The organism is Rhizobium sp. SVR5-2C (genome assembly GCF_056755115.1).
On record NZ_JBNDHT010000098.1, the window covers coordinates 1 to 26,429 of the forward strand.

General features: G+C 58.5%; 14 protein-coding genes and 4 pseudogenes. 6 read left to right on the top strand and 12 right to left on the bottom strand.

The features are described from left to right. Nucleotides 1-1,079: 1,079 nt before the first annotated feature. Both ACPYOI_RS24085 and ACPYOI_RS24090 read right to left on the bottom strand, forming a co-directional pair. Nucleotides 1,080-2,084, bottom strand: a complete 1,005-nt coding sequence (locus ACPYOI_RS24085; RefSeq protein WP_481419531.1) for an inorganic phosphate transporter — start codon at nt 2,082-2,084, stop codon at nt 1,080-1,082. Further along, entirely contained in the window at nt 2,084-2,728 is a 645-nt protein-coding gene (locus ACPYOI_RS24090; RefSeq protein ID WP_481419530.1) for a DUF47 domain-containing protein, read from the bottom strand. Before ACPYOI_RS24090 ends, ACPYOI_RS24085 begins: the two co-directional genes overlap by 1 nt. A gap of 97 nt (nt 2,729-2,825) precedes the next feature. On the opposite strand from ACPYOI_RS24090, the gene ACPYOI_RS24095 reads away from it, so the two are divergent. The 4 genes and pseudogenes from ACPYOI_RS24095 to ACPYOI_RS24110 all read left to right on the top strand — a co-directional run bounded on the left by ACPYOI_RS24095 (nt 2,826) and on the right by ACPYOI_RS24110 (nt 6,675). Continuing rightward, nucleotides 2,826-3,374, top strand: a complete 549-nt coding sequence (locus ACPYOI_RS24095) for an NUDIX hydrolase (protein ID WP_481423441.1) — start codon at nt 2,826-2,828, stop codon at nt 3,372-3,374. 68 nt (nt 3,375-3,442) lie between these two features. Further along, nucleotides 3,443-4,282 (top strand): annotated as a pseudogene (locus tag ACPYOI_RS24100) (IS5 family transposase); the annotation flags it as partial. Between the two features lie 306 nt (nt 4,283-4,588). Next, nucleotides 4,589-5,569: a dienelactone hydrolase family protein gene (locus tag ACPYOI_RS24105; RefSeq protein WP_481423442.1), complete on the top strand. Its 981-nt coding sequence runs from the start codon at nt 4,589-4,591 to the stop codon at nt 5,567-5,569. Nucleotides 5,570-5,940: 371 nt separating this feature from the next. Continuing rightward, nucleotides 5,941-6,675 (top strand): class I SAM-dependent DNA methyltransferase, encoded by a 735-nt coding sequence (locus tag ACPYOI_RS24110; protein ID WP_481423443.1) that lies wholly within the window; start codon nt 5,941-5,943, stop codon nt 6,673-6,675. A 264-nt stretch (nt 6,676-6,939) separates the two neighbouring features. On the opposite strand, the gene ACPYOI_RS24115 is transcribed toward ACPYOI_RS24110, so the two are convergent. Next, nucleotides 6,940-7,974: an IS110 family RNA-guided transposase gene (locus tag ACPYOI_RS24115; protein ID WP_481423444.1), complete on the bottom strand. Its 1,035-nt coding sequence runs from the start codon at nt 7,972-7,974 to the stop codon at nt 6,940-6,942. Nucleotides 7,975-8,110: 136 nt separating this feature from the next. On the opposite strand from ACPYOI_RS24115, the pseudogene ACPYOI_RS24120 reads away from it, so the two are divergent. Further along, nucleotides 8,111-9,269, top strand: a pseudogene (locus ACPYOI_RS24120) (IS30 family transposase). Nucleotides 9,270-9,613: 344 nt separating this feature from the next. On the opposite strand, the gene ACPYOI_RS24125 reads toward ACPYOI_RS24120, so the two are convergent. The 9 genes and pseudogenes from ACPYOI_RS24125 to glgX all read right to left on the bottom strand — a co-directional run bounded on the left by ACPYOI_RS24125 (nt 9,614) and on the right by glgX (nt 25,804). Continuing rightward, nucleotides 9,614-9,919 carry a hypothetical protein gene (locus ACPYOI_RS24125; protein WP_481419524.1) on the bottom strand — a complete coding sequence of 102 codons (306 nt, stop codon included), beginning with the start codon at nt 9,917-9,919 and terminating at the stop codon, nt 9,614-9,616. Between the two features lie 259 nt (nt 9,920-10,178). Continuing rightward, nucleotides 10,179-13,439: an AAA family ATPase gene (locus ACPYOI_RS24130; protein WP_481419523.1), complete on the bottom strand. Its 3,261-nt coding sequence runs from the start codon at nt 13,437-13,439 to the stop codon at nt 10,179-10,181. 128 nt (nt 13,440-13,567) lie between these two features. Beyond that, complete coding sequence (locus ACPYOI_RS24135; RefSeq protein WP_481423445.1) at nt 13,568-15,391, bottom strand: hypothetical protein; 1,824 nt, start codon at nt 15,389-15,391, stop codon at nt 13,568-13,570. Between the two features lies 1 nt (nt 15,392). Beyond that, the gene (locus tag ACPYOI_RS24140) at nt 15,393-16,028 is read right to left on the bottom strand and encodes a nuclear transport factor 2 family protein (RefSeq protein WP_481419521.1); all 636 of its coding nucleotides are present in this window, start codon (nt 16,026-16,028) and stop codon (nt 15,393-15,395) included. Between the two features lie 44 nt (nt 16,029-16,072). Further along, nucleotides 16,073-18,703 (bottom strand): S8 family serine peptidase, encoded by a 2,631-nt coding sequence (locus ACPYOI_RS24145; protein WP_481423446.1) that lies wholly within the window; start codon nt 18,701-18,703, stop codon nt 16,073-16,075. Between the two features lie 411 nt (nt 18,704-19,114). After that, a pseudogene (locus tag ACPYOI_RS24150) lies at nt 19,115-19,423 on the bottom strand (methyltransferase); the annotation flags it as partial. 47 nt (nt 19,424-19,470) lie between these two features. Beyond that, a complete protein-coding gene (gene treY, locus ACPYOI_RS24155; RefSeq protein ID WP_481423447.1) occupies nt 19,471-21,933 on the bottom strand; it encodes a malto-oligosyltrehalose synthase in 2,463 nt (820 codons plus the stop codon). Then, on the bottom strand, nt 21,930-23,687 hold the full coding sequence (treZ, locus tag ACPYOI_RS24160) for a malto-oligosyltrehalose trehalohydrolase (RefSeq protein WP_481423448.1): 1,758 nt from the start codon (nt 23,685-23,687) through the stop codon (nt 21,930-21,932). The genes treY and treZ overlap by 4 nt, the downstream gene beginning before the upstream one ends. A 37-nt stretch (nt 23,688-23,724) precedes the next feature. Continuing rightward, nucleotides 23,725-25,804, bottom strand: a pseudogene (gene glgX, locus ACPYOI_RS24165) (glycogen debranching protein GlgX). 320 nt (nt 25,805-26,124) lie between these two features. Between glgX and ACPYOI_RS24170 the strand changes: the two are divergent. Continuing rightward, nucleotides 26,125-26,337 (top strand): hypothetical protein, encoded by a 213-nt coding sequence (locus ACPYOI_RS24170; protein ID WP_481420009.1) that lies wholly within the window; start codon nt 26,125-26,127, stop codon nt 26,335-26,337. Nucleotides 26,338-26,429: the final 92 nt, after the last annotated feature.

Below are 26,429 nucleotides of genomic sequence, written 5' to 3' on the forward strand. Positions count from 1 at the left end.
TTGATCCCCAGTACGAATGTGAAAATAGTACCTCGCCATCGACGGACAGTCTCCTGTTACGCGACCGGAGAACAATCGAGGCTGCCCATTGTTCCCGTTGGTGGCGTGCGCTTAGCCATCAGCGGAGAGCGTCCAACACCGCCGCCAAACTACCGAGTGCGTCCGGAGCGCATCGGTCACACCGGCCGCCAGCGGCTCTCTCTGCGGGGCAGACAGGGCCGTCGCACCAGACTTGGAAATATGACCAAGGGGCTCGTCCAAAGGGTCAAAGATAGCGAGCCCCTGGTCTAATGGCGGCCTCGGATATTGGGTAACGGTGGCCGTCACGGCGCTGTGCTTTGGGGCTCCAGCGCCTAAAACTAAAGCTCCGGGGAGCCTGCTGGTCAATAATCAATTAGGGTTAGGATCGAAGGGCCCGCCCCTACGGAAAGCGAGCCCTTGCCGCGCGTCATGGATCCCCTGCCATTCAGCGCGGGATTGACCACGCGGCACCCGGAGAGGGGTGTCATCCGGTTGAACAGGAGGAACTGCCACGCGGCCGAATTGTGCTAAACAAGGCTGGTTCCGTAATGTTCCATAAAAAGCCCGCCGGAGCGGGTCAGGTCATTGGGAAACGCGCGGGACCGATGGACAAAAAGAAACCCCGCGTGCTGTGGAGAGTCGTTACGGGCTCAGGTCGCCAGTGTGGCTGGCTGGATGCGCTGGCAGCGATGCCAAAAGCGCAATCCATCGAATCAACGAGCGGACGGGCCTTGGATTCCAGTACGCTGCCGTACGATCAAAAAGAAGCCCTGCGGAAACGGGGCAATGAGGATCGCGCGACCTTCCGAGGGCAAGGAAGGGGCAAACAGTAACCCGTGCCACACGATCCCGAAGGTACAACGAGCAGATTTTGCGAATGTTCCAGACCTGCGGCGCGTGGGCATTAGCCGAAGAAGACGACCAGCGCTGCGGGCTGCAGAAGGCCGCCCCAGAGCCTGCTTCCATGAACCACGGCGCCAGGGGTTGGATTTTGGGGATAGCGCCGTGGCTTGTCATGGCGCTGTCTTGGGGTGACAGCCTCAGGCGTCGAAGACGTCCTAACTGAAAAGGCTTGTGAGGCTATAGAAGAGTGCCGAAATCGTGGCAGCGGCAGGCATCGTGATGATCCACGCAATCACGATATTGCCGGCCAATCCCCACCTCACGGCTGACAACCGCCGCGCCGCCCCAACGCCAACAATCGCGCCGGTAATGGTATGTGTTGTCGAAACCGGGATGCCAAGCCACGTGGCACCAAACAGCGTCAATGCTCCACCTGTTTCGGCGCAGAACCCCTGCATTGGATTAAGGCGCGTGATTTTCGACCCCATTGTGTGGACGATGCGCCAGCCGCCGAAGAGCGTCCCTAGTGCCATCGCAGACTGGCAAGCGATCACCACCCAGAACGGCACGCGGAATTCCGAACCCAAGTAACCTTGGCTGAACAGCAATACGGCAATGATGCCCATTGTCTTCTGCGCATCATTGCCGCCATGCCCGAGCGAATAGAGGGAGGCGGACACGAACTGCAAGATGCGGAACGTGCGATCCACGGCGAATGGCGTTTGCCGTACAAAGAGCCAGGAAACGAGAAGTACTAGTAGCAATGCAAGGAAGAAGCCGACAGCCGGAGAGAAGAAAATCGCTCCGACTGTTTTCAGGAAGCCGCCCCAGACAATTGAACCGAAACCCACTTTCGCCCAGCCTGCACCGACGAGACCGCCAACCAGCGCATGCGATGAACTGGAAGGAAGACCGAAAATCCAGGTGACGATGTTCCAAACGATTGCACCCATCAAGGCCGCAAAGATCACCTGCGGAGAAACAATGACGGGATCAATGATGCCCGTTCCAACCGTCTCTGCCACATGAAGACCGAAGAACGCGAAAGCGATGAAATTGAAGAACGCTGCCCATAAGACGGCGTATTGGGGGCGAAGCACACGTGTAGACACGATGGTCGCAATGGAGTTGGCCGCATCATGCAAGCCGTTCAGAAAGTCGAAGAATAGCGCAACGACGATCAAGCCAACGAGGAGTGGCAAAGCTAACGAAACGTCCATCAAACGTTCTCGATGACAATGCCGCTAATCTCATTGGCGACGTCTTCGAACCGGTCGACGACTTTTTCGAGTTCGCCGTAGATCTCACTGCCGATCAGGTAGGCCATGGCGTCTCCCTTGGCCCCATGGCGCCTGAACAGGTCTTTCAGGCCTTCGTCGTGGAGTTCATCGGCCCGGCCCTCCACGCGAGTGACCTCTTCCGCAATGGTAGAGAGGCGTTGCGCGTTCGTGCCAACCTTGTTGAGAAGCGAAACTGCTTCTGCAATGAGGTTTGCCGCCTTGACGATCTCCTCGCCCATCTGCTGCATCAGCGGATCGAAGCTCGATTGCTCGAACAGCCGGATGGTCTTGACCGTCTTGTGCATCATATCGATGGCATCGTCCATCGACTGGATAAGGTCCTTGATGTCACCACGGTCGAACGGTGTAATGAAGCTGCGCCTGACCGCGAGCAACACCTCGCGTGTAATGTCGTCGGCTTCGTTCTCAAGGGTGATGATGCGCCGGCAATTTTGATCCACGTCCGTGCCGTTCAGAAGGTCGCGCAAAGCTCCCGCAGCACTGACGACGGTCTTCGAATGCTTAGAAAACATATCAAAGAAACTATCCTCCCGCGGCATCAGCTTACGAAAAATGTCCATCATGAAAAGTAGCTTCCAGGCTCCGCGTGATTGTCATAAATGTGTCATAAATGCCCGCAGGCGGTCGGGGCAATGGGAAACCGCGGTCAGGCTTAATCTTATGGCGAAAAAACCTCGCAAACGGCAGGCACAGGAGCCACGTGCTCTTCTTCGGCAATTGGCCACAGTCCCCGATAAGCTATTTGCAGGGCGGTTCCCGCAGCAATACGCGGCACTGTGCTTTCGCGACAAACGCGATGCATCTGGGATAGAGGTTCTTCTCATAACGTCGAGAGACAGCGGCCGGTGGATCATCCCCAAGGGGTGGCCCATCGAGGGGAAAAAGCCGTTTGAAGCTGCAGCCACGGAAGCGTGGGAAGAAGCAGGGATACGTGGAGAAGTGAAAAAGCGGCCAGTCGGTCGTTACACATACTTGAAGGTGCTAGACGGCCAGGAGCTTGTACCATGCATGGTAGATGTCTTTCAGATCAGGATGGCTGAGAAGAAAAAAGACTTCAAGGAGAAGGGGCAGCGGATGCTTGAGTGGGTCAGCCCCGAGGAGGCGGCCAGACGCGTCAGTGAGCCCGAGCTGAGAACACTGCTCCTCGGCTTTAAACCGCGAAAGAATCGAAACATAAAGACACGCGCGGTGCCGGATAGCTGCAAATAGCTACCTTGGTGCGCGGATCGTTAATTGCGTTGGCGTAGGTGAGCGGCAAGTGCAATAGTTGGTTTTTTGCAACGAAGCGGACGATGCGCGGCGGTCAACCCGCTATTCCGATCTTGCGATCGAGACCGCTCTGACGCTGGGCCTGGTGTTCGGCTTGCGGCTGCGCCAGACGGAGGGTTTGCTGGCATCGGTGCTGAAACTGATGGGACTGGATCTCGCCGTCCCGATCACACGACGCTGAGCCGACGGGCACGGAGGGGTCGATCATTTGACAGACGGCGAGGCCGCTCCGTTTGAGCAGAAGGGCCTGTACACGTCTTCATCGACAGCACCGGGCTTGAAGTCTACGGCGCGGGCCAGTGGTTGGAGGAGAAGCACGGTGCCAGATCTCGTCGCAGTTGGCGGAAGTTGCATCTGGCGCTGGATGCCGACAGCGGCGAGATCATCGCCCACGTCATGACCGACCAAGACGCTGGTGATGCCTCGCAGGTGGAGCCGCTACTCGACCAGATCGACGCTCAGATCGGTCAGTTCACGGCCGATGGAGCCTATGACGGTAACCCGACTTACGACGCCGTCGTCAAGCACAGCGCCGATGCTGCCGTTGTCATTCCGCCCCGCGCCAACGCGGTGGAAAGGCCGGACACCGAGCCGCCTACTCAACGAGACCAACATATCGCGGCGATCAAACGGACGGACGAATGAAGTGGCAGACTGCGACTGGCTACGGCAAGGGTTCGCTGGTCGAGGCCGCGATCGGTCGCTACAAGTCCATCATCAGTGGCCGATTGCGCGCACGAACCTTCGGAGCGCAACAGACCGAGGTTGCCATCGGCTGCGCCGTTTTCAATCGGATGCTTGCGTGCGCACACCCGAAATCCATCCGTCGCATTGGAACCACCTCGTAAACGACGGCATCAAAGATCAGAGTCCAAAAACTCTCCGATCCCCGCACCAACGCTCCGCTGGTGAGATTTTTGACCGAAGCTAAGGTTCCATCCCAGAGGGTGCCGAAAACTACAAAGATCGATTTTGGGGATCGCACCGACGATTTCAGCCCGATGCAAATCCACCACATACCGAGTGAACGACTCTTCCCACCTCAAAACCTCCTGCTGAATGGCCGGTCCCGCCGGTCCAACATAGTACGAGGGAGAACGGTATGGTTTGGCGGCGTAACGTGTTAAGTTAACCATCGTGAGCGGGGTGCTTACATGGGACGATTTCATACCTTCGCCGCCCATCTTGTTATCGTGGGCCTCTCCCTGTCGGCGGCGGCCTCGGGAGAAACCCAGCCAAAATTTCCCCCCGATGAGACGTTGAACGTACCGTCGCTCACCTTGACGGACGAGCAGTTCCTGCGGGGCGACACGGCGAACGGCGTTGCTGTTACGCTCACGGGCGAGCTTCGGTTTCCCGGTTGGAACGAGCATCTTCCGGCTGTCATTCTACTCCACGGCTCCGGTGAAGCGACAAGTGTCACGAGTTCCCGATGGAGCGCGATTCTCAACGGAATGGGAATTGCGACATTCCGCCTCGACAGCTTCGGCGGCCGAGGCATAGAGGAGGTTGAAACAGATCAGTCGCGGCTGAGCTTCCTCGCACAGTTCTACGACACCTATCGCGCCGTCGACGTGCTCGCCGGTCACCCGCGTATTGATCCTTCCCGCATCGCCGTGATGGGCTTCTCGCGTGGTGCCTCCGCTGCGCTCTACACAAGCATGCGGCGCTTTCAAACGCTTTATGGGTCGACAAAGGCGCCTATCGCCGCGCATGTGTCGTTCTATCCTGCCTGCAACATTCAGTTCATCGGCGAACTCGACGTCGCTGACGCACCGATCCGCGAATTCCATGGCGCGGCGGACGACACGACCCTGGCTACGACCTGCCGCGACTACATTGCGCGCCTCGCCGCCACGGGAAAAGACGCTGTGATGACCGAATATCCCGGAGCGCACCACGGATTTGATAATCGTGATGTACGACCGGGTTTGGTTGAAAACGCACAAACTTCGCGCAACTGTCAGCGCCGCGAAGAAGACGGCAAGATACTGAACGTCGAGACTGGCAAGCCCTTCAGCTACGATGATGCTTGTGTGGCACTCGGTTCGACCGTGGGTTACGACAAAGTCGCGGCTGAGGCGGCACAAGCAGCCGTCAAGAGGTTTCTAGCTGAAGTATTTCACCTCAACTGATCCGGTATCCGGGGTCAAGCATTTGAAGGGCGGTCGGCGTTTCTCGCAGACTCGCTGCCTAACCACTTGTGTGAGCCTTGAGCTGCGGATTTAGGCGTCCGGCGCGAAGCGCGGGCATGTTTCAAAGATGGCTTGAGATCAAGCCTTTGGGAGGTCGGGCCGGAGGCTCCGGCCGTGCGCTGGGGCGCTTTTTGGCATTGCCTCGTGCTGGTGCCGCGCGGTCACCTTTTTTTTCGCCAGTTCCACATGCTGTAGGCTCTGAGGAACACCGCCTTCTTCACGGGCGAGCTCAGACCGCACTTGGCTGCAAAGCGCCAACAGCTGACATGTCAAATGTCCGGTGCTAAGGCTTCATGAAATGGAGGGTTTTCATGAAGCACGAGGATTTATGGGATGTCGAAGCGGCCGAAAGTTATGATACGCCGGGAACCGGGATGTTCGCTCCTGAAGTTCTCGATCCCGCCGTCGACCGACTTACCTCTCTCGCGGAGGGCGGTACAGCTTTGGAGCTTGCGATTGGCACCGGCCGAGTAGCCATCCCGCTCTCTGAAAAGGGCATATCCGTCAGTGGTATCGAACTCGCGCCAGCAATGCTTCGGCAGTTGCGCACGAAGGTGAGCGAGAATGACATCCCTGTGGTGCTTGGCGATATGACTATGGCGACCGTGCCCGGACAATTCAATCTGGTATACTTGGTCTTTAATGGCATCTCGAACGTTATGTCCCAGCAAGAACAGGTCGAGTGCTTCCATAATGCCGCGCGGCACCTTCGTCCGGGCGGACGGTTCGTCATCGAACTTTGGGTTCCGACCATTCCGCATCGGTCTGATCCACAAGCTGTTATCGGGCAGTCGCATGACGGATACATGCTCATCGACACATGCGACCCTGTCGCCCAGCACGTCGGTTCGCACCATTTCAACTTCCGCGACGGCAAGGAGGCCCGTCTCTTCCGGTCGCCGCATCGATACATCTGGCCCTCTGAGCTTGACCTAATGGCTCAAATCGCCGGATTTAGATTAGAAAGCCGTCATGGTGATTGGATCGGCACTCCGTTTACTGCGTCATCCAGATCACACGTTTCAGTTTACCGGCTTCCGCAATAGTAAGGTCCGCTTCTCTAATCGGGCATTCTAGTCAAGCTCTTTCCGTTTTGTTCGTCGATGGCCTGATCGTTCACGCGGGTCACGCTTCTCTTCGCAGTCTGTTGGCTCCATTTGTTCGGAGCCGCTGCACGCATGCATGGGATCAGGGTCTGGAAAGCCGTGCTTTGGGACGCGCTCGAAGCGCAGCGGACATAATCGGCTTCATCCATCCCGTCGTCCGCATGGGACGATCCGGCCAGGATCGGGTTCGAGGGCTGTGTTAGATCATGCTGCAGCCTCCGATCGGAACCGGAACTCTGTACCATCGACCCACATGCGATGCAGCAAGACGGCAATTTTGCGAGCAACAGCGACGATGGCTCGCCGCCGTCCCTTTGTCTTCATCAGGCGCACACCCCATGCTTTCAAACTACTCCAGGCAATCGACCGCATAAGCATCGCATTGGCAGCAGCGTAGAGCGTCGCCCGTACATCGGCGTCACCAGCGTGTGAGATGCGGCCGGGATTGTCTTTTTCGCCAGATTGGAAGCGCCGCGGCGTCAGTCCGAAGTGGGCTCCGACAGTTCGCGAGCTTTTGAAACGGGTTGGGTCGTTGACCGCAGCCTTGAAGCTCAATGCCGTGACGTATCCAACACCTGGAACACTCATAAAACGTGTTGTAATGGCGTCTTGGTTGGCGGCTCTTCGCACTCGTCGATCTAGCTCGAGGAAAGCTTCGAGGAGCATTTGCCTGGCCTCTAGCATCGGCAGAAGCGCAAGACTGAGCGACAGGTCGCTTTCGATCGTGCCGCGGACGGCCTCCTCGAATGCACCGCCCCTGAGACGTATCGGCAGCTTGACTCCGAAGACTTTGAGCAGCCCACGAATTTCGTTTTCGAGATCAAGACATTTCCGCTGCATCACCTTTCGGCTGGTGAGAAGCGCTCGGATGTAATGGCTTTCAATGCTCTTCACATGCACCCGGCTGTACCAACCAGATCGAAGCAGTTGGGCGATTCCACGTGCATCGTTTTTGTCCGTCTTATTCCGCATGGCCGAAAGAGCGGCATTGACTTGACGAGCCTCCATACACACGACATCGAAGCCAGCCTCCGTCAAGCCGTAGGTTAGGTGCTGCGAGAGCGTGCCAGCTTCGAGCCCGACCTGCTGGATCGGTTCGCCGAACTCGTTGAAGCAGCGAACAAGGTCAGGCACGTCCGATGGAACTGACCGCTCAAGTCTGACTTTCCCGGCCTCATCGATAATGCAGATTGCCACTGAGCGCAGTGACACGTCCAAAGCAGCGTAAAACATCGTCATCTCCCTTCATCCCGGTTGCACCGGGACTTTACTAGGAGCTTGCCTCTTGTGGGACCGCCCGATTACGCATGCTTTGGGCGGTGGGCTCAAGGGATGGACGCAACACACTATTCTTTTGCTAAAGAGGAGTGTGGACATGAAGCGTCGCAGTCGCCTGTATCTTTCTGCTGCTCAACGATCGGAAATCTGGGACCGTTGGCAGGCTGGCGAGTCGATGAAGTCGATCGGTCGTCTTTTTGATCGAGGATCGTCATCGGTATTTTCAGTTATCTCGCCGACCGGTGGGATACGCCCAGCCGAGCGGCGGCGCGCGGCGAAGGCACTTAGTCTGGATGAGCGCGAGGAAATATCCCGCGGGCTGAGCAGCCAACGTTCCCTACGATCGATTGCCTACACATTGGGCCGATCTCCATCTACGATCAGCCGTGAAGTTCGTCGCAATGGCGGAGTTGACCGGTATCGGGCCGCACGCTCAGACCAGGCTGCCTGGGATCGCTCTTTGCGTCCCAAGACATGCAAGCTGGCTTGCTATGCGTCCTTGGCCCGCACAGTGTCTGCCAAGCTAAACCGGAGATGGTCGCCAGAGCAGATTGCTGGCTGGCTCAAGCGCACTTACCCAGGGGAGCCACTCAAACAGGTGTGGCACGAAACGATCTATCGCAGCCTGTATATCCAAGCCCGCGGGGTGCTGAAGAAAGAATTGCTTGAACACCTCAGGGCAAGCCGAACAATCCGTCGTTCCCGGCACGCCAGCATGAAACGAAGTGGCTTAGGCCAGATCAGGGACGCGATTTCCATAAGCGAGAGACCTGCGTCCGCTGAAGACCGTGCAGTTCCCGGTCACTGGGAGGGCGATCTTATCGGCGGGTCGAAGAACAGTTACATCGCAACGTTGGTCGAGCGACACTCGCGCTACGTCATGCTGATCAAGGTCGCAAATAAGGATACCGAAAGCGTGGTCTCTGCGCTGATAAAGCAGTCGCAGAAACTGCCGGGCGAACTCTACAAATCACTGACCTGGGATCGGGGCAAGGAGTTGGCTGACCATCAACGATTGGCAATAGCCGCTGACGTTGAAGTTTACTTCTGCGATCCCAGGTCACCCTGGCAGCGCGGCTCAAATGAGAACACCAATCGATTGCTGCGCCAATATCTACCGCGCGCCACTGACCTGTCCGTACATAGCCAAGCCCAGCTTAATGCAATCGCCAGACAGCTCAACGAACGTCCAAGGAACCTTGCTTTATCAGACGCCCGCGGAGAGATTTGCAGAGTGTGTTGCGGCGATCAATTGAACCCACTGCCGATTGCGGTCATTGGACCGCGTCAGCATGGCGCCCTCAATCCCGGCCAAAACTTGCATCCTAGCCGCCTCCCAGAAGCGGACATCGCGGTGGATTGGCGAGGCGGAAGGTTTGCGCTGAATGCAGCATCGTCGGAACTGGTATCGCAGTGCCAAATGCTCCAAGCAGCGCAATAGGATACCCGGTCGTTCACATAGAGCTCGTCATGCGCGGAAGACGTATCGGCCGCAACGCCCTTCCGATCTTCGGCGCCTCGGAGTTGGTGACTCCGACCGTCCTCAATTGGATTTTGCCACCCGCCGCGTATCGAATCTTCGCAGTGGCGGCGCGAGTTCTCAAATCCCTGACCCGTCGAGCTCCTGGGCGTCGTCTCCTTCCCAAGGGGAGGGCATCGAGGTGCGATTGAGATTGGCTGAGGGCATCGGCATCCAGCATTTGATTTCCGGCTCGGCATATTCGATGATCCGGCCTGGCGAGGAATCAGAGGCGCGCCAGCCTTCCGCACCGAACTGATCGCCATTCGACCAATATGCGAGGTCAACTTCTGCTGGCCCCTGTTCGGATGGGCGGATCGTGACGAGGATCCGACTGCCGTCTTTCGGAGCGCTTGCCATCTGGCGCCAGCGGTTTGGCTCATCCATCGTTTTCCTCCCGCCTTGCTGTAGGTTGCGAGTGTCTCCTCGATACCGAAAACGGTCAACTCGAACTTTGGACAAGCCGTCCTCTATCGGATCCACTTGGTTTGCGACCTCGCCTCGGACGAGGACGGGCAGCGAGCAGTTTTTTCCGGAAGATCTCGGCTGGGGTTATGCCACCGCCCTCGATCTCGGCCGCAAAGATTAGGCTTTCGCGAGTGTTCATACGGGCAACAACTATGGAAGCCGGCAACGCGGCGGGATATCATCCCCTTGGGCTGCGCTCGAGCTTTGTGATGACCGGTTCGAACTGATTGTCGACTTCTCGCTGGCGCCCAAGCGAAGTCAAAAGTGAGGCCAAACTCTGGGTTGCCTTAATTTCCCAGGCTTTCGCACCTTGCTCTCGCGCAAGATCCATTGCTTCCCGGAAAGAAGCCTCTGCATCTACTGGGTCGCCCGCGCGCTGCAGCTGGACTTCGCCACGAAGCCGAGTGAGTTCTGCGGCAAAATAGTACTCACCGGTGCTTCTGGCGTGTTCCAGCCCTTGTTCAATCGCTGTGACGGCCTTTCCGAGATCGCCTGATTGAATATAAGCACTCGCAAGCAGCCCCAAGTAGCAAGACTTATCGATCTTCTGCTCTCCAAGCCCGTCGCATACGGTCTGCATGCTCTGCAATCCAGCGGGATCATGATTGTCAGTGCCCATCGCCCAACCTTTGAAGAAATTTCCCATATTTTCCCAAAGCTTGAGGCCATGCTCATGCGCCAGCGGAACGAGCTCCTCAGTCGCGTGCTTCAGTTTGGCAGTGTTGTTCTGCAGGGCAAACAATATACAGCCGTTACCGAGGCACGCAGACAGCCTGTATTCCCATCGCTCAACCCGGGCCGCGGCTTGCTTGCGCGTTACGGCTTCCGCCTTGCTGTAGTGCTCGAAGGCCTGCCGTGGGTGACCAAGAATGTGCATTGTCCAAGATAGATATAGATAAGCCATGCTCGGGAAATCGCTGCCGACCAACTCGGCCTGTGCCTCATGGCCGAGCGACCGTTCAAGATATCGGCGGGCGCCCCTGAAGTTGCCGCCGCAAAAGACGCTCATGCCTTTGAACTGCAGGCCGAGAACGCGCGCTCTGAGGTTGTTGCTTTTTTTGCCAATTTCGATCAGCTGGTCGCTAGCCCATTCGGCATCGGTGAAACGAGCCGAGTTGAAGGCAGTGCCGAACAATCCGTCCAGAGCGCTGATCAGCGCCTCCGAGTCGCCGAGCTCCTTGCTGAGACGCATGGCGTTGCGATACGCTGTACTACCCTCGCGCGTCACATATCCGAACGTGGCGTATAGGACATCCCCTCGCTTAAGTTCGAAGCACAGGGCCTTTTCGCTGCGCTCCCGCGAAGCCGGCAACCGATCGAGACAAGCCAGGCCCATCGCGAACATGTTGGCTGCCTCGACCTTGGCCCAAGTCTTTGCAACGTTACGTCCGGCAGCGAGCCAGCAGTCGGCCGCCCGCCCAAACATGCCGGCCTCTGCAAAATGCTGGGCAAGCAGCTCAGGATGTTCTGCCGCATTCTTCGGGTCCAGGCTCTCTATGGCTCGCGCCACCTTTCCATGTAGTTCCTGCCGGCGCTCGCGCACCAGCGTGCTGCGAGCCGCCTCCTGCAGCAGGGCGTGCGTGAATGCATACGAGGAGCTTTTTGCGGAGAGCTGAGGTGCAACGAGCCCCGCCTCGGTCAGCCCCACAATCGCCAAGCCGAGAGCCCTCGTCGAAAGGCCGCAGAGATGGGCCAACAGCTTGAGATCGAACTCGCGGCCGATGACCGCGGCCATCTGCGAAATCACCTTGCCCGGTCCCAGCTTGTCCAGGCGCGACAGCATGGACAGTTGCAAGACCCTGGGAACGCGGACGTCAGGTTTGGGGGCCTCTTGCTCCCGATGATCGAGAGGCAGACCCGTCTCCATCGCAGCGCGCGTAAGTTCCTCGACATAAAGCGGCACGCCTTCAGCCGTGTTCAGGACGCGTGCGCGTGTCTCTTCCGAAAGGTTTGCGCCTGCTGCAACGTCATGAACCAGCGTCTGGGACTCACTTCGGCTCAGGCGCGTCAGCTCCATTTCGAATACGTGCCTGGCTTTTACGCCCGTCCCCGCGGACTTTCCCCGACTGGTGACCAATATCAACATCGGGTGCGAGGGGGCTTCGTTGACAAGCGCGTCCAGGACGTCGCGGGATGACGGATCGATCCATTGCTCATCCTCGAACGTGGCGAGAACAGGATTGAGTTGAGCGAGATGGTGCAACCAGTCCACCAGAACCCGGCGCGAAATGGTCTGTTGGCGTCGGGAGCTCAACTCCACAGGCGGAGAACCTGGCTGGGGAACGAACAACTGCGGAATCGACAACAGCCTCGCGAATATCGGCAGCGATACATCTTTTGGAATCCCGCTCGTTGCCAGAACAGCCTCGAGACGGCGCCGCGTGATGTCTAGCGGGTCCCCGTCATGGATGCCCGCGTGGCGTTTCAGAAGATTGAGAAACGGGTAGAAGGCACTGTTGGAAAAAGTCGCCGAACACTGAAGCGCCAAATGCGTGCATTGCGGGATCCGCTGCTGGACCTCGAAAGCGAGGCGAGATTTTCCGATGCCTGGTTCTCCGAATAGAATAACGACCCGGCCGCGACGTTCCGCGATCACCTTGTCCCAATGTCTGACGAGGCTGCGCAGCTGCGCGCTGCGGCCGACAAACTTGAACAATCTGGCCTTCTTGGCAAACCGGCTTTCGAGGACTCGAGGCCGTTCAACACGCCAGACTCGGAGTTCGGGCAATCCCTTCAGCGAATGCAGCCCCATATCGGTGAATTCGAACGCGCCGGCTGTCGCATTGTAAGTGTGCTGATCCGTCAGGATGGTTTGAGGGAGCGCGAGGGCTTGCAGCCTTTGAGCCAGACTCGGAAGGGGGCCAAAAGGGACAGGCGGTACGCCAACCCGCGCGTCGAGAAGCTTGCCCACGACTGCAAGGCCGCTTGCAATTCCGATACGCACTTGGACAGGCGGGCCACCAGGGACATCGATGCTTGGTGCGATTTGTACGATGTCCAATGCCGCCTGTATTGCACGGTCGGCATCGTCCTCCTCTGTGGCCGGATGTCCAAACAGTGCCAGGAGAGCGTCGCCACTGTAATTTACAATCCCTCCATCGCGCATTCTCACTATGTTGGTGCATCGCTGGAGATAGCTCTCGGTCAATTGCCTGAAATCTTCCGGTTCCAGGCGAACAGCATACTCCGTGGAGTTTACGAGGTCACAAAACAGAACGGTTATCTGCCGCCGCTCGGGACGATCCTGAGCCGGACCTGCTTCGTTCAGCAATTTGATGGAGGCCAGTATTTTCCTGCGCGGACCAAGCGGGATTTGCATTTCCTGCAAGTCCTGGTCCGAGAGAAGGCGCAGAGATTCGAAGTCTATCTGAAAGAGAGCAAACGTACTTACAAACTGCTGAAGCCCCAAGCCGCCGAGCCATTTCGCAACGTCGTCCATCGTTAGCTCCCAATCGGCAGCCTGTAGCTCTCATCGAGCGGCCAGTGTCGCACAGTAGGCCCAGCAACGATGTGACTGGCCCAAGCGGCTGTCAACCCAATAGGAGCGGAGGAATGCCGAAGCTGCGGTCAGCCGCAGGTGACGTCGGCGTAGAGCAAATGATCTGCCGGCCCATAGGCGACATTGCTCTGATCGAAGCAAAACCGCTTCGGGGTAATGCGCAGGAGATAACGCTGACCGCAGACTGCGGGCAGATACAATTCGAACAGCCGAGGCGATCTGGATGGAGCCGGTTCCGTCCACCGCGTGTGCCCCGCATAGGAAATATTCTGGATGAGCTTCGCCGTGCGCAAGGTGGCGATCCCCTGCCTGACGAGGGTAAATCCCGCTCCCTTGACCTCATCCATGCTCGGGTAGCCGGCTCCGGGAACGGCGGCGGATGTCGCGATCGTCTGTTGGCGTACCGCCACATCGAATCGCACATCGTCGCGTTCGGGAACCCCGCCGTAGTCGTTGATATACTTCCAGCTGACACGAAGCGCGCGACTGGCATCGGCCTTGTCAGGCGGCATCGGGAGGACTTCGACGGCCGCGTCGACGAGTCTGGTGCCGTCCGTCTCCGGAGCGGGGCAGGGCGTGTAGAGAGGCCGATAGCCGCACTCCGCGCCACCGGCGCCCCATAGGCAGGTGCTCAATCTCTCCCAGTCCGCGGCACCTATTTCCGGGCTAATCGCGGACAGGTCATTGCCGTCCCCCGGTACCATCCACGGGTGGATTTTGCCAGCGCCACCGCGGCGTGCCCAGTCAGTCCTGTGTCGGTCGATCCGCTGGAGTGTCTTTTTCTCGTCCCGGAGAACGAGTGTCTGTCCCCAGCCGGGATTGGTTATGAATGGTTGCAGCCCGACGGCATCGGCAGCCAGGCGCCTGCCCGTCAGCTGGGTCGTCAGCGTGTGGCAGTTCGTGCAGTTCCCGGTCGGATCCCGCACCGTCCTGGCACGCGCGATGTCGCCCTCGTACTTGCTGGTATATCCGGATCCGATGATGCGGAAGGGGGCCCCTTCGAAGCGGGATCTTTCGGGCAAATAGTCACCGAGACCAAATGCAGCGGCACGAGCATCGCTGCCTCCGAGCAAATACCCTACCCTTGACTGTCCCACGTGCGGATCGATGACGTAGGGACTTTTGTTGTCGTGGCACGAATGGCACCGGATCTGGAATGTCGGGTCGTACAGCGCAGCCGCCGCCGCCCGCCCGGTGGCATCCGTATAGGAGTGGCCGCCCGGCGGAGCAAAGGGCCTCGACCAGTCGAACCCGGCACGATCCTTACGCCCGTCAAAGAACACGATCTCGCCGGAGCTCTTGTTAAAGCCGATCGTGCCGAGGAGCGCAAAGCGCGGATCGGAACTTTGCCAATAGGGATCACTTGCGACCTCCTGGCTGCTGTTCGACTTGCGGCAGAAGAACAGCCATTCCACATTGCCGCGAACAACACGATGCAAGCGCGAGTTCAGCCCGCAATACGCGACCGTGCCGGCCAGCGAAGGCTTGTCGCATTTTGGGATGCTCGTAGTCCATTTGACCACGTTGCCGGAGACGTCCCGATGCTGAAACTCGAGGACGTGGCCGGGCTTGTCCGGATTGGGAACCAGATCGACAATGTTGCCGTCGACTTCGAGCGGAAAGATTCTCGCATCCGGGCTCCCACAGTCTGCTTCGGGAATGGGCCCGAAGACAGCGCGAGCTTCATCGCCAAACCGCGTAACGACGTCGATGCTTTGGGACGCCGGCTCCCAGAATATGTCCCCGTTCCAGCGCAGCAAGGCATCGGCGAAGGTCTCGTCCGAGATCGCGCCGGGGCGCCCCGATCCACCGGAATTGCCTGCCAGACCGGCAAAGGCGAGTGCCGCAATGACAGCCGAGCCAGCGGCAAGCGTTCTGCGCAGGTGCCGCAACTCACCGTCCCATGGGCTCGAATTCCGGTGTGTCGGCGTAGACAGTCAGCTTGCTAAACCTCCAGGTCCCGGCGCCATCCCTTTCGAGGGTGCCTCTTACATCCGCCGTATAGTCCGGCTCAGGCAACACTCGATCGCCGTCGCTTCGTTGAATAGTGACCATCATCGTCGTCTTCGATTCGAGAAAGGCCTGGCTCTTGTCGAGGCCGCGCAGAAGCGTATTGGCAAGAACGTGTCGGGGTTGGAAGACATCTTCTGTCTGGTCGAATTCTTGCTTAATCTTCATTTTGATTTCTTCATTCGATGCTGCGACGTAGATTCGAATGTTTCCCTCGCCGGTGCAAACCTCGTAGCTTCCGGTTACAGTAAACAGAGCTGCGAACCGGTCGGCATCACGCTGATCGAGAGCCCAGGCGTAGCGGCTGAACAGATCGTTGATCTTTTGCCGGTCATCAGGCGGCACAGTGACGCCACCCCACTGAGTTTCAATAGCGGCGTCGATTGCAGGCTCCGGCTGCTTCTTTGTGCATTCAGCGGCAAATGCCGACGGGCAGGGAGTCAGCAGGATTCCAGCGGCAACGGCCAGTGCCGCCGGAAGCGACCGGTCAACAAAGAAAAATTCCTTATGGTCTTTCATAATATCCCCCTTGCTCAACAGTTGCAGAATACGCACTTCGATATTCAGTCAGACCGAAAGCGCAGGCTCAATCCGCCGATCAGCGTAGTCTTCTCGCCTTCCAGCTCCTCCTGCGATAGAGTTACGATGCCTCTACCGTATGCGTTGCTGATCGTCAGGCTGACAGGAACCTGCTCTAAGGGTTTGAGCTCGAATGGCTTTCCGACCCCGAGGGAATCGATTGAAACGTCCCAATCGGCCGGCGCCATCACGCGAAGGTCAGTTCGTATCCGCCTATCGAACGGATTGCGGACAAGGAGCCGCTCAACGAAAGAGTGCACCATTGGCAGATTTACATAATTGCGGTGAGTAACGTTATTGTCGTTAGGCGTGATCCCGTCGACGAAGAAGCTCGCCTTGGAGGCCTGCGAGATCTGATCCTGGGAGGAATCTACCATCGCGAGCAGACAGAAGTGGTTCGATAAAGCCGAATCAACTGCGGGGGCCGGAAAGTCGAACTGAACGATGCGGGCGGCATCGCCGCTCGTCATCGCTACCGAGGCGCCCGAATAGGCGAGATTTTGGACTGTGCACGTCGTAGCACTTGAGCCGGCACAGTTGAGCGGATGCCATTGCGACGTATCGGCGGAGTCGGCCGGAAACTGCGTCCAAAAGTCCGCGGGCAGCGGCGGCAGCGCCGTGCCGAACTGAGCCCAGTGGAGCTTGACTATTGCCGTTGCGGCCTCTTCTGGGCCGCGGTTACGAATGCGAACATAGACCCGGTTGACGTCGCCGCTCGCTGCGCTCGGCGTCTCATCGGTAAAGTTTTCGAACGTCGCGGCGGTCGGCGCCGTTTGATAGGGTGGCGCGTCCACCTTGATGTCCATGCTCTCCCAATGGCCGATCGTGCCGCGCGGGGCTTCGAACAGCGTATTGCTGGGCTTTTCGGTGTTGCCCCAGTCCAGGCGGTTGTCGCGCAGAAAGAGGTCGACGCCGGCCCGGCCGCCCTGAGCCGCAGAAGCCACCACACGCACGGCCTCAAACGCGTTGAGGCGCCCCCAACCATGGCCAGGGGGGCCAGAGGGCGGTGCGCTGCGCCCGTTGCCCGGAGAATACGCGCCGACTGAATCCTCGATTTTGTCCGCCGTGTCCTGTAGCAGGTGCTGAACCTCCAGCCGGGTGAGACCTGGGCTCGCGGTGAGTACCAGGCCCGCCACCCCCGCGGTCAAAGGTGTTGACGACGAAGTGCCGATGAAGCAGCGAGTGTAGTCGAGGGCGTCGGCCGGGGGCAGAACCAGCTCAGGGCAGGGGGCAAGGATGTCGTTGGTATTGTATCCTGCAGTGCCCAACATGTCGGTTGAGGTGATCCACAACGTTCCTCTGCCCGAAGAGATCGTTGACAGCCAGGCTGTCGGAGCCAAGAGATCCAGGCATGTTCCGAAGGGGGAAAGATCGTCGAGCAAATCTCGGTTGGTCGAGCGCCCCACCGCGATCACACTGTCCAGCGACGGAAGGCGGGAGGAGCTGCAATCGTCGACGTGCAAGTTGCGCATGGCAAGCAAGACGACGCTGCCCAGTCCCCCGCGGCCCGAAGTTGCCGCACTGTTCAGAGCATTTTCGAGCGCCGGAGCCGCAGGATAGCTCCAACTGTTCGATATGACTGCTGCACCGTGGTTCTCAGCGTAGCCGATTGCCGCGGCGACTGTCGAAGCAGCGGATGACGCGCCTATGCGGAGCAGCATCAGACTGCATTGAGGGCAGCTGCCCGTGACACCGGCCGAATTGTTGCCTCTTGCTGCGGCGACCCCGGCTACGGCCGTGCCGTGCCTGCTGCCGCTGGCTATATCAGGCCCCGAGGGATCGTTGTCATTCTGGACGAAATCCCAGCCGCCTACCACATTGGGCTGCAAGTCGGGATGTGTTACCTCGAAGCCGAAGTCGATAATCGCAATCGTTGTAGCGGCCGCACCTTGCTCCATATCCCACGCCAGCGACGTGTCGATGTCTGCGTCCTCCTCACCCATGCCCTGCGCGGTGTTGCGATGATGCCATTGGTGTCCGAACAGCGGGTCGTTCGGCACGAATTCGTGTGGCTCGACAACGGTGATGAAGTCGGGATGCGCAAACTCAACGAGATCGGTCATTGATTGAAACCGGGCGCTAATCTGCAAAGCGTCGGCCTTCGAGGTGTCGTCGACCCGCAAGACAAACTGGTTCGCGAAATAGATACTCGCCTCTACGATCGACACCGAATTTTCGGCGACCAGATCCCGTATCCGCTCGCCCGACAGCTCCGGCCTGAATTGAACGATGAGGTCGTCGGTGATGATGAGCGGGTTGTCGATGCCAGATGCTGTCCCGACAATCCCGGCTTGCGCTATCAGCTCGCCGCCCTCCCGCTTCAGTGTGCGTGGAAGCTGAACCAGTTCAGCCCGCTCCTGCCTGCGGCCGATATCGAGGATGTACAGTCCTCCCGGCAATTGGTCCGCGATTTTGTACCCACGGCTGTCCGTGAACTCCCTGATCTTCTCGAATGTAGCCTCTTCGCGGGCGAGAACGCCGATCCGGCTGGAGTTAATCGAGAGCGGAACCTTTTCGCCCTGCAACGCCAGGAAGTCCGCCGGCTCCTGGCCTGCCGCGTATCCGTCTAACAGGAATATGGCTATTACCGCGGCAAAAACAGTACGGATCCGCATGGACTTGTCTCCGCGCGACACTGCCATGGATTACAAAGGGCGGCTTCCGCGCCATAACACTAGGAGGCGTCAACGAAGCCGCTGCCACCCGCTCGGTTCACGCAGCAAGTATAGCCTCGTTTCAAGGGAGCGAAAATAGCCCCGACGTATTATGTATGATTCATGTTTTAATAATCAGAGATTTATTCGCTAACATATTACAATATTCCTGTTAATGTACGTAATCGTCGACGCTGAATGGAGAAATTGATCTTTGACTTCTTTGGTTACGTGCTTTTCGTGCGTAGTATTGATCTTAGAAGGTGGCTTTTTTGATCGGACTGAGGCCGGCAGGATAATCTGGGGAATTAGCGTTGCAGGCGATGTCACGTTGTTTCATCACTGATCGAAGATGGTGTGACACCTGCAAAGTCAGGCATGCGCGCCGGTCACGGCCTTCCAGTGCGCCATGGCGCGGATACGATGGATATGGGTGGCGAGAGCTGAGCGTTTTTGATGCGGCGCGACAAACCCGCCGGGGGTTTCGATTAGCATGTTCAGGCTCATCAGGAGCCCAAAGGCGTTCTCGCGGCGCTCGTCATCGATGACGGGGTCAGAGGCGATCACCGCCCCGCCTTTTCGGCAGCGCGGCAAAGGCCTTTCCAGCAGCAGCTTCTTCTCGGCGAGATCCCAGTCGTGCAGGATATGTCCCATCACGATCACATCTCGAAGGCGCGGCAGAGGCAGGAGGGCCTTGTTTGTTGCTTTAGATACTAAGGATTTGGCGCTCAGGAAGCAGGAGCAATAAGAGCCACAGGCTGCGCCGCCAGCACCATGGGTAAGTCCAGTTCACCATGGCATTCAAAGACCTTCCCATTGAGCAAGTCACGTTTGGGGCCGCCAAAGCCGGAACGCAGGGAAATCCTTGTATCTTCCCAGAACCCGGGATCGGCAAGCTGACCACCAAGATCTAGCCACGCGGCCATTAGTCTCGGAACTATCGTTATGGAGTGGTCGCCGTCGCGTTCTCTAGCAAACGCGAGGACATGACTTTTCCGTCGGCCGGTGACCGCGAGCGGCAGGTAATTCCCTTTTAGAAAGAGCTCCGGCTTTCGGTTCCGCAGCCTTAAGCCAATCTGAATGATGCGCTGCTTCAGGGCCGGCATGCTCAGCTTCGTCATGGGTTGATCTTCGGCCATCCGGCGCGAGAGTTCTTTCCTGTCGACGGAACGACGGTTGTCGGGATCGACGAGACTAAAATCGAATCCTTCTGTGCCTTGATAAATGTCGGGAATGCCGGGCGCTGTGAGCTTGATGAGGGTTTGAGAGAGGCTGTTCATGTATCCGGCTCGAATAATCGACGTCAGCACCCTCGCGAAGTCTTCGTGGAAGGACAGGTTCGACGACGAGGTCAGCGCCGCGGCATAGGTCTTTACCGCCTCTTCGTAGGCGGAATTCTGTTCATTCCAGCTTGTCGCGAGCTTGGCTTCGCGGACGGCCTTTTCAACATAATTTACGAAACGGTCCGTCAATCCTTCCACGGCGCCATTCCGGAAGTCTTCGGGCCAGATGCCTGCAAGCGCCTGGTAAAGCATCCACTCCGTATTGCGTTCCGGTACAGGTCTCTCGTTTAAATTCAGTTTGTGGCGATCATTCATATCCCGCCACCGTTCGAAGCCGCGCCGCCAGAGATCCGGCTCCTCGCTCAATGCATACAGTCGGGCGCGGGCGTCCTCGCCGCGCTTGGTATCGTGCGTTGAGGTCGCCGACAGACCGTGGGGCTGGAACTGGGCGCGCGCCCGCATCAACGCATGGAACGTCTCGATCCCGCCCGGTTTGAGATTCGGTTCGCCTCCAACTTCGTTGGCCGCCAGCAGCCTGTTGTGACGATAGAAGAGGGTGTCTTCCACCGCCTTGGCCATGACGGGGCCGCTCAGTTGCTGGAAGCGAGCACGGAATTCTGGATGAGAGCCGGTCCTGATCAAGGTTGCGATGGATTCGAGGGTGGAGCGACATGAAACATGTCTTGCTGCTTCCGACAGAACCGTTTCAAGAACTCCGGAGTCCTGCTGGTTCAATGGTCCGTTGTTCCCGTAGGTCCTGTAAACGGGGAAGGCTACGAGAAGTTCCCGGACTGCCTCCGCAACATCGTTTTCTTGTAGCTCCGGATGTGCGGTGCGGACTAGCTGGACGAGCCTTGCCGTCTCGCCTTCGAAGTTGCGTTCGATCATCAACGATTTCGCGGCACGCAGGCCGGCGGAAAAGTCGGACGTTTCCGGGCACACCATTGCATAGGACGAGCCAAGCTCGTCGAACCCGCCGGCATCAATGAGGAGGGTACTGAGGGCGGTGATGAACTCATATCCCGTGGTGCCCTGCACCGGCCAATCTTGCGGTAGCCTCTCGCCATAGCCGAGGATCTTCTCGACCACGATGAAGACGTGCGGGCCGACGGCCTCTCGCAGGCGGTCGAGATAGGCGGCTGGATCGGCGAGACCGTCGATATGATCGAGGCGCAAGCCCTGCACGTGGCCAGCGCGCACGAGTTCGAGGATCAGCCGATGGCTGTCGAGAAATACCTTCTCATCTTCGACCCGCAGGCCCACGAGCCCTGTCACTTCGAAGAAGCGCCGGTAGCTGAGATGTCTTGCCGCCTGTTTCCAATGGGTGAGCTGCCAATGCTGCGCATCGTGGACCGCGGCGATTTGCAACCGGTCCTTGGGATCGGAGACTGCTTCGGCGCTGCCAGGGGCAAGAGGCAGCAACGTTTCGCGATAGGCAAGGCGCCACTCGTCCCCATCCCGATCGCGGCGCAGCTCGAGTTCTCCGTCGGCAAGCGCGTCTTCAAAACGCTTTTCGAGGATCGGCAACGTAAGCCGCTCGGTCCAGTCGATATCGAAATAATTTGCATAGGCGCTCTGGCTGCCGAATTTGAGGACGTCGCCCCACCAGGCATTCTCGGGTGATGCAGCCATATGATTTGGCACGATATCAAGGATCAGGCCGAGACCTGCCTCCTTCAGTTGGGCGCTCAAAAGCTCAAAGCCTTTACGCCCGCCGATGGCGGAGTCGATCTCGTTACAATTTGTAACATCGTAGCCGTGCGTCGACCCACTGGTGGCGGAAAAGATTGGGGACGCATAGAGATGGCTGATGCCGAGTTCCTTAAGATATGGAACGGACTCTGCGGCAATCTCAAACGTTACGCCGTTCCGGAACTGAAACCTGTATGTGGACGTGGGCGTGTTCATTGGCTCATGCTCCAGATGACAGACCAGGGCGCCATGGCGTTCGCGTTAACCGAGCCCAGCTTGAGGATGTCCTCTGCAAGTTCCGGCGGAACGATCGACGCTTCTGTGTCCGCCAAATTCGTCAAGAGGTGAAGCCGGACGCCGTTCGCCAGACGCCAGTCGACTTTCAGTACGCTACCTTCGTTGCCGAAGCTCCCGCTCTTTCCACCGGCATTCTTCAGCAAGGGAACGATACGTCGGCGCCTGATCCCAAGAAGCGCCTTGTAGAAATCAAGCATCTCCGACGAGAAGGCACCGCTCAGGGTTGACCAATCCAGCTTCGCCGAAACGAATGTCGACCACGCCGTCGGATCGAGCAGTTCTTCCGCATCGAACCCAGGCAGTCGCGAAAGCTCTTCACGCCGGCCCTTTTTTACCGTCTCACTGAGTTCCTCGGCGAAGTCGCAGAAATAGGGGAAGGGTGCCTGCGATCCCCATTCCTCCCCCATGAACAGCATCGGGATTTGTGGAGCCAGTAAGTATATTGCCGTGACCGCCTTGACGGCCTCGATGGGATGCGAAGTGATCATCCGGTCGCCCATAGCTCGGTTGCCGATCTGATCATGATTCTGAACGAAGGAGATGAACGCGGTCGGCGGGAGCTCGGCACTTGGCTTGCCCCTCGCTTGGCCTCGATAGGGCATGTGCTCGCCCTGGAAGACGAATCCTTCCGCCAGCGCACGTCCGATTTTGTCCAGATTATTTGCGTAGTCCGCATAATATCCGAACGTCTCGCCGGTCGCCGCGATGTGCAGCACGTGGTGCACGTCGTCGTTCCATTGAGCAGTGAAGAGGCTGGCCTCACCGTCAGGAGCCCTCTTCAGGAGATCGCTGTTGTTGTCCTCGTTTTCCAGAATGAGATGAACTCGTCTGTCTCCGGCCGCTGCTCGGACACGGCGTGCAAGCTCGTGGAGTAAATGCTCCTCGCTATCGTCCTTGATTGCATGTACCGCATCCAGGCGAAGCCCATCGAGCTTGAACTGCGTGATCCAGTAGATTGCGTTCTGGATGACGAATTCCCGTATCGGCTTCGAGGCATCGCCATCGTAGTTGATGCCGTTGCCCCACGGAGTCTTGTGATGGTCGCTGAACAGTGGCGCGTACGCCGGCATGTAGTTCCCGTCCGGTCCGATGTGATTGTAGACCACGTCGAGGAAAACGCAGATACCGCGCTCATGGGCTGCATCGACCAGCTTCATCAGATCCTGAGGGTGTCCATAGCTGCTGTCCGGGGCATAGGGCAGGACACCGTCATAGCCCCAGCCGTAGCTTCCCGGAAAGTCGCCGACTGGCATAATCTGAATGGCGGTGACGCCGATATCCTTCAGATGGTCGAGACGCTGGATGGCGGAGAGGAACGTCCCGTCTTCGGTGAAAGCGCCGATATGGAGCTCGTAGATTACCATCTCCTCCCACGGCCGGCCTGACCACCCGCGGGAAAGCCATCCATAGGATTCGAGGTCGATGACCTGGCTCGGACCGTGGACATCCTGGGGCTGGAAGCGGGAGGCCGGATCTGGAACCTCAAGTTCGTCCTGAAGGACGAACTTGTAAGTCATTCCTTCGCAGGCCCCAGATACCTCCAAGGTATGCCATCCATCATGAGAGCGCGCCATCTCGTGTCGTTGATCAGCTATCTTCAACGAAATGCGGTTCTGCAGCGGGGCCCAGATGCGAAACAAAACGCTGTTGTCGAAGAGCACGGGGCCGAACATAAAGCTGTTCAAAGGAAACTCCTGGCTATACTAGAATTCAAGGTCTCGGCTTTGAAAAGAGCTCAGGTCGCAACAGCACGAGGCTCCGCGCAGCCACACCATAATCATTCGCTGTGAGCTGCTCTTCGGCTGCATGGGGATCGGCGGTAGTAAACACGACTGTCCAACCTTTCTTCGCTTTGGGCAGGACGAACCGCATGGGACCGTCGTGCGGGTTGAAGAGGATCAGGATGTCGTCCCAGCCGTCGTCGTCGCGAGAGAGTCGCAGACCAATCGTCGTACTGGCGACCTCGGCCCATTGCTCTTCCGTCTGCTCACCGCCGCCCGGATTGAGCCAGGTGACGCTCATGCCGTCGCGCCAGTTGTCTCTTCTCAGGATCGAATGCTCCTGGCGCAATGCTATCAACCGGCGGGTAAACTCGCGCAGCTCTTCTGCGCTTCCCGGCAGCTCCTCCCAGTGGACCCAGCTTAGCTCACCATCCTGGCAGTAGCCGTTGTTGTTGCCCATCTGGCTGCGGCCGAACTCGTCGCCGGCAAGCAGCATTGGTGCGCCATGTGAAAGGAACAGTGTCGCGAGGAAGTTTCGTTTCTGCCGGTCTCTGACCGCGATGATCCCTTCGTCGTCGGTGGGACCCTCGATGCCGTAGTTGAAGCTTCGGTTATCGCTATGGCCCCGTGTTGTCCTCGCCGTTCGCCTCGTTGTGTTTGTTGGTGTAGGAAACAAGATCGTGGAGCGTAAACCCGTCGTGCGCGGTGATGAAGTTCACACCTGCCCATGGCCGTCGGCCCCGAAGGTCGTAGACGTCGCCCGAGCCGAGAACGCGAGCCGCGAAGTCCTGCGTCGTCTCGTCCTCGTTTCTCCAGTAGTCGCGGACAGTGTCGCGATACTTGTCATTCCACTCTGCCCAGCCCGGCGGGAAGCCGCCGACCTGATAGCCTCCTGGCCCGATGTCCCAAGGCTCTCCCACGAGCTTCAGCTTGGACAGCACCGGATCCTGTCCGACGGCGTCGAAGAAGCCGCCGCGTTGGTCGAATCCAGAGGGCTCGCGGCCGAGGATCGTGCCGAGATCGAATCGGAAACCGTCAACATGCATGTCCTCGGCCCAGTAGCGGAGCGAGTCCATGACCATCTGCAGCACGCGGGGATGGGACATGTTGACGGTGTTCCCGGTGCCGGTGTCGTTGATGTAATAGCGATGCTCGTCCGGCATAGTGCGGTAGTAGGAGAAGTTGTCGATACCCTTGAAGGAGAGCGTCGGCCCCATCTCGTTGCCTTCTGCCGTGTGGTTGTAAACCACGTCGAGAATGATCTCGATACCCCCGTCGTGGAAAGCGCGGACCATGTCGCGGAAGCCGACAATTCCTTCCGGGCCGTAATAGCGGGATGCGGGCGCGAAGAAGCCCAGGGTATTGTAGCCCCAGTAATTCTTAAGCCCCTTGTCCAGCAGATGGGCGTCATCGGGAAACCAGTGGATCGGCAGGAGCTCGATAGAAGTGACACCAAGGCTCCTGACGTAGTCTACGATCTCCCTGCGGGCGAGTCCTTCGAATGTGCCGCGAAGTTTTTCCGGAACAGCGGGGTGGAGTTGAGTGAAGCCTTTGACGTGCGTCTCGTAGAAGATCGTATTCGACCAGGAGACGTTCGGCCGGGCATCGTCCTTCCAGTCGTACTCGGCGGGATCCACGACACGGCACTTCAGCATCGAGGAGGCGCTGTCCGTCTCGTCGAATGACAGATCCTTCTCCTCGCTTTGCATCGTGTACGCGAACTGGGCCTGTCCCCAGTCGATAGCGCCGACCAGTTCGCGTGCGTAGGGGTCGACGAGCAGCTTGTTGCCATTGAAGCGATGTCCGTTCTCGGGATCATACGGCCCGTGGACCCGGTAGCCATAAAGCGCTCCCGGCTTCAAGCCCGGCACGTAGCCGTGCCAGATCTCGTTGGTGAACTCGGGAAGCTCGATGCGCTCGAGCTCCTTGTTGCCGTCGTCGCTGAAGAGGCAAAGTTCAACCCGTTCGGCGTGAGCGCTGAACAACGCGAAGTTTACCCCCCCGTTATCAGGGACCGCCCCCAGGCGCGTGTAGTCGCCTCCGATCACACGTGTATTCGATCTTCTCATTGAACGGCCTCGCGCTTGGAAATGAAATCGAAAACCCTCACCGTCCGCCGAAGCAAAGAGGATGCCTGAGAAACAGTTGTCCTCAGACCTTTGCTTTTTCGTCGGCCTTTCATCGCGTGGGCGTTGCGCAAGCCGACGATAAAGACGTCCCGGATTTTGTTGTCTGCCATCGGTCTCTCCTTCCAAACCCGTCCAAACACCGACAGGAGAGGGAAGTTCCGGCGGCGACGTCGCGCGGCACGAAATGTATTGCTTCGTACCAGCCGCTAGCCACGGGAACGGAACGTGCGGTTTTTAGTTAGGTCCCAGAAAGGTGACGGATGACGATGATGGATGACACGCAGTTGGCATTGCTTCTCGGAGTGCTGGCGCTGGCAAGCTGGACGGTGGCGGGTTTGGTCGCGGTTTTGGTTACGCACGAGGAGATCAGGCATGCGGAAGCGGCAAGGCGCACGGATTTCCTGACCTTGGGGCTGGCCGTTGCTGGTGTTCTTTCCGCAATCAGCATGGCTGCAGTTCTTGTCGTCGCATGACGAGTGTCGAGCCTCGCTCGAAAACAGATGACATGATCGCTCTCCATTAGGGCAAGAGCAGATTGTCTCTCAAGCGGTCGACACCCGGTTGC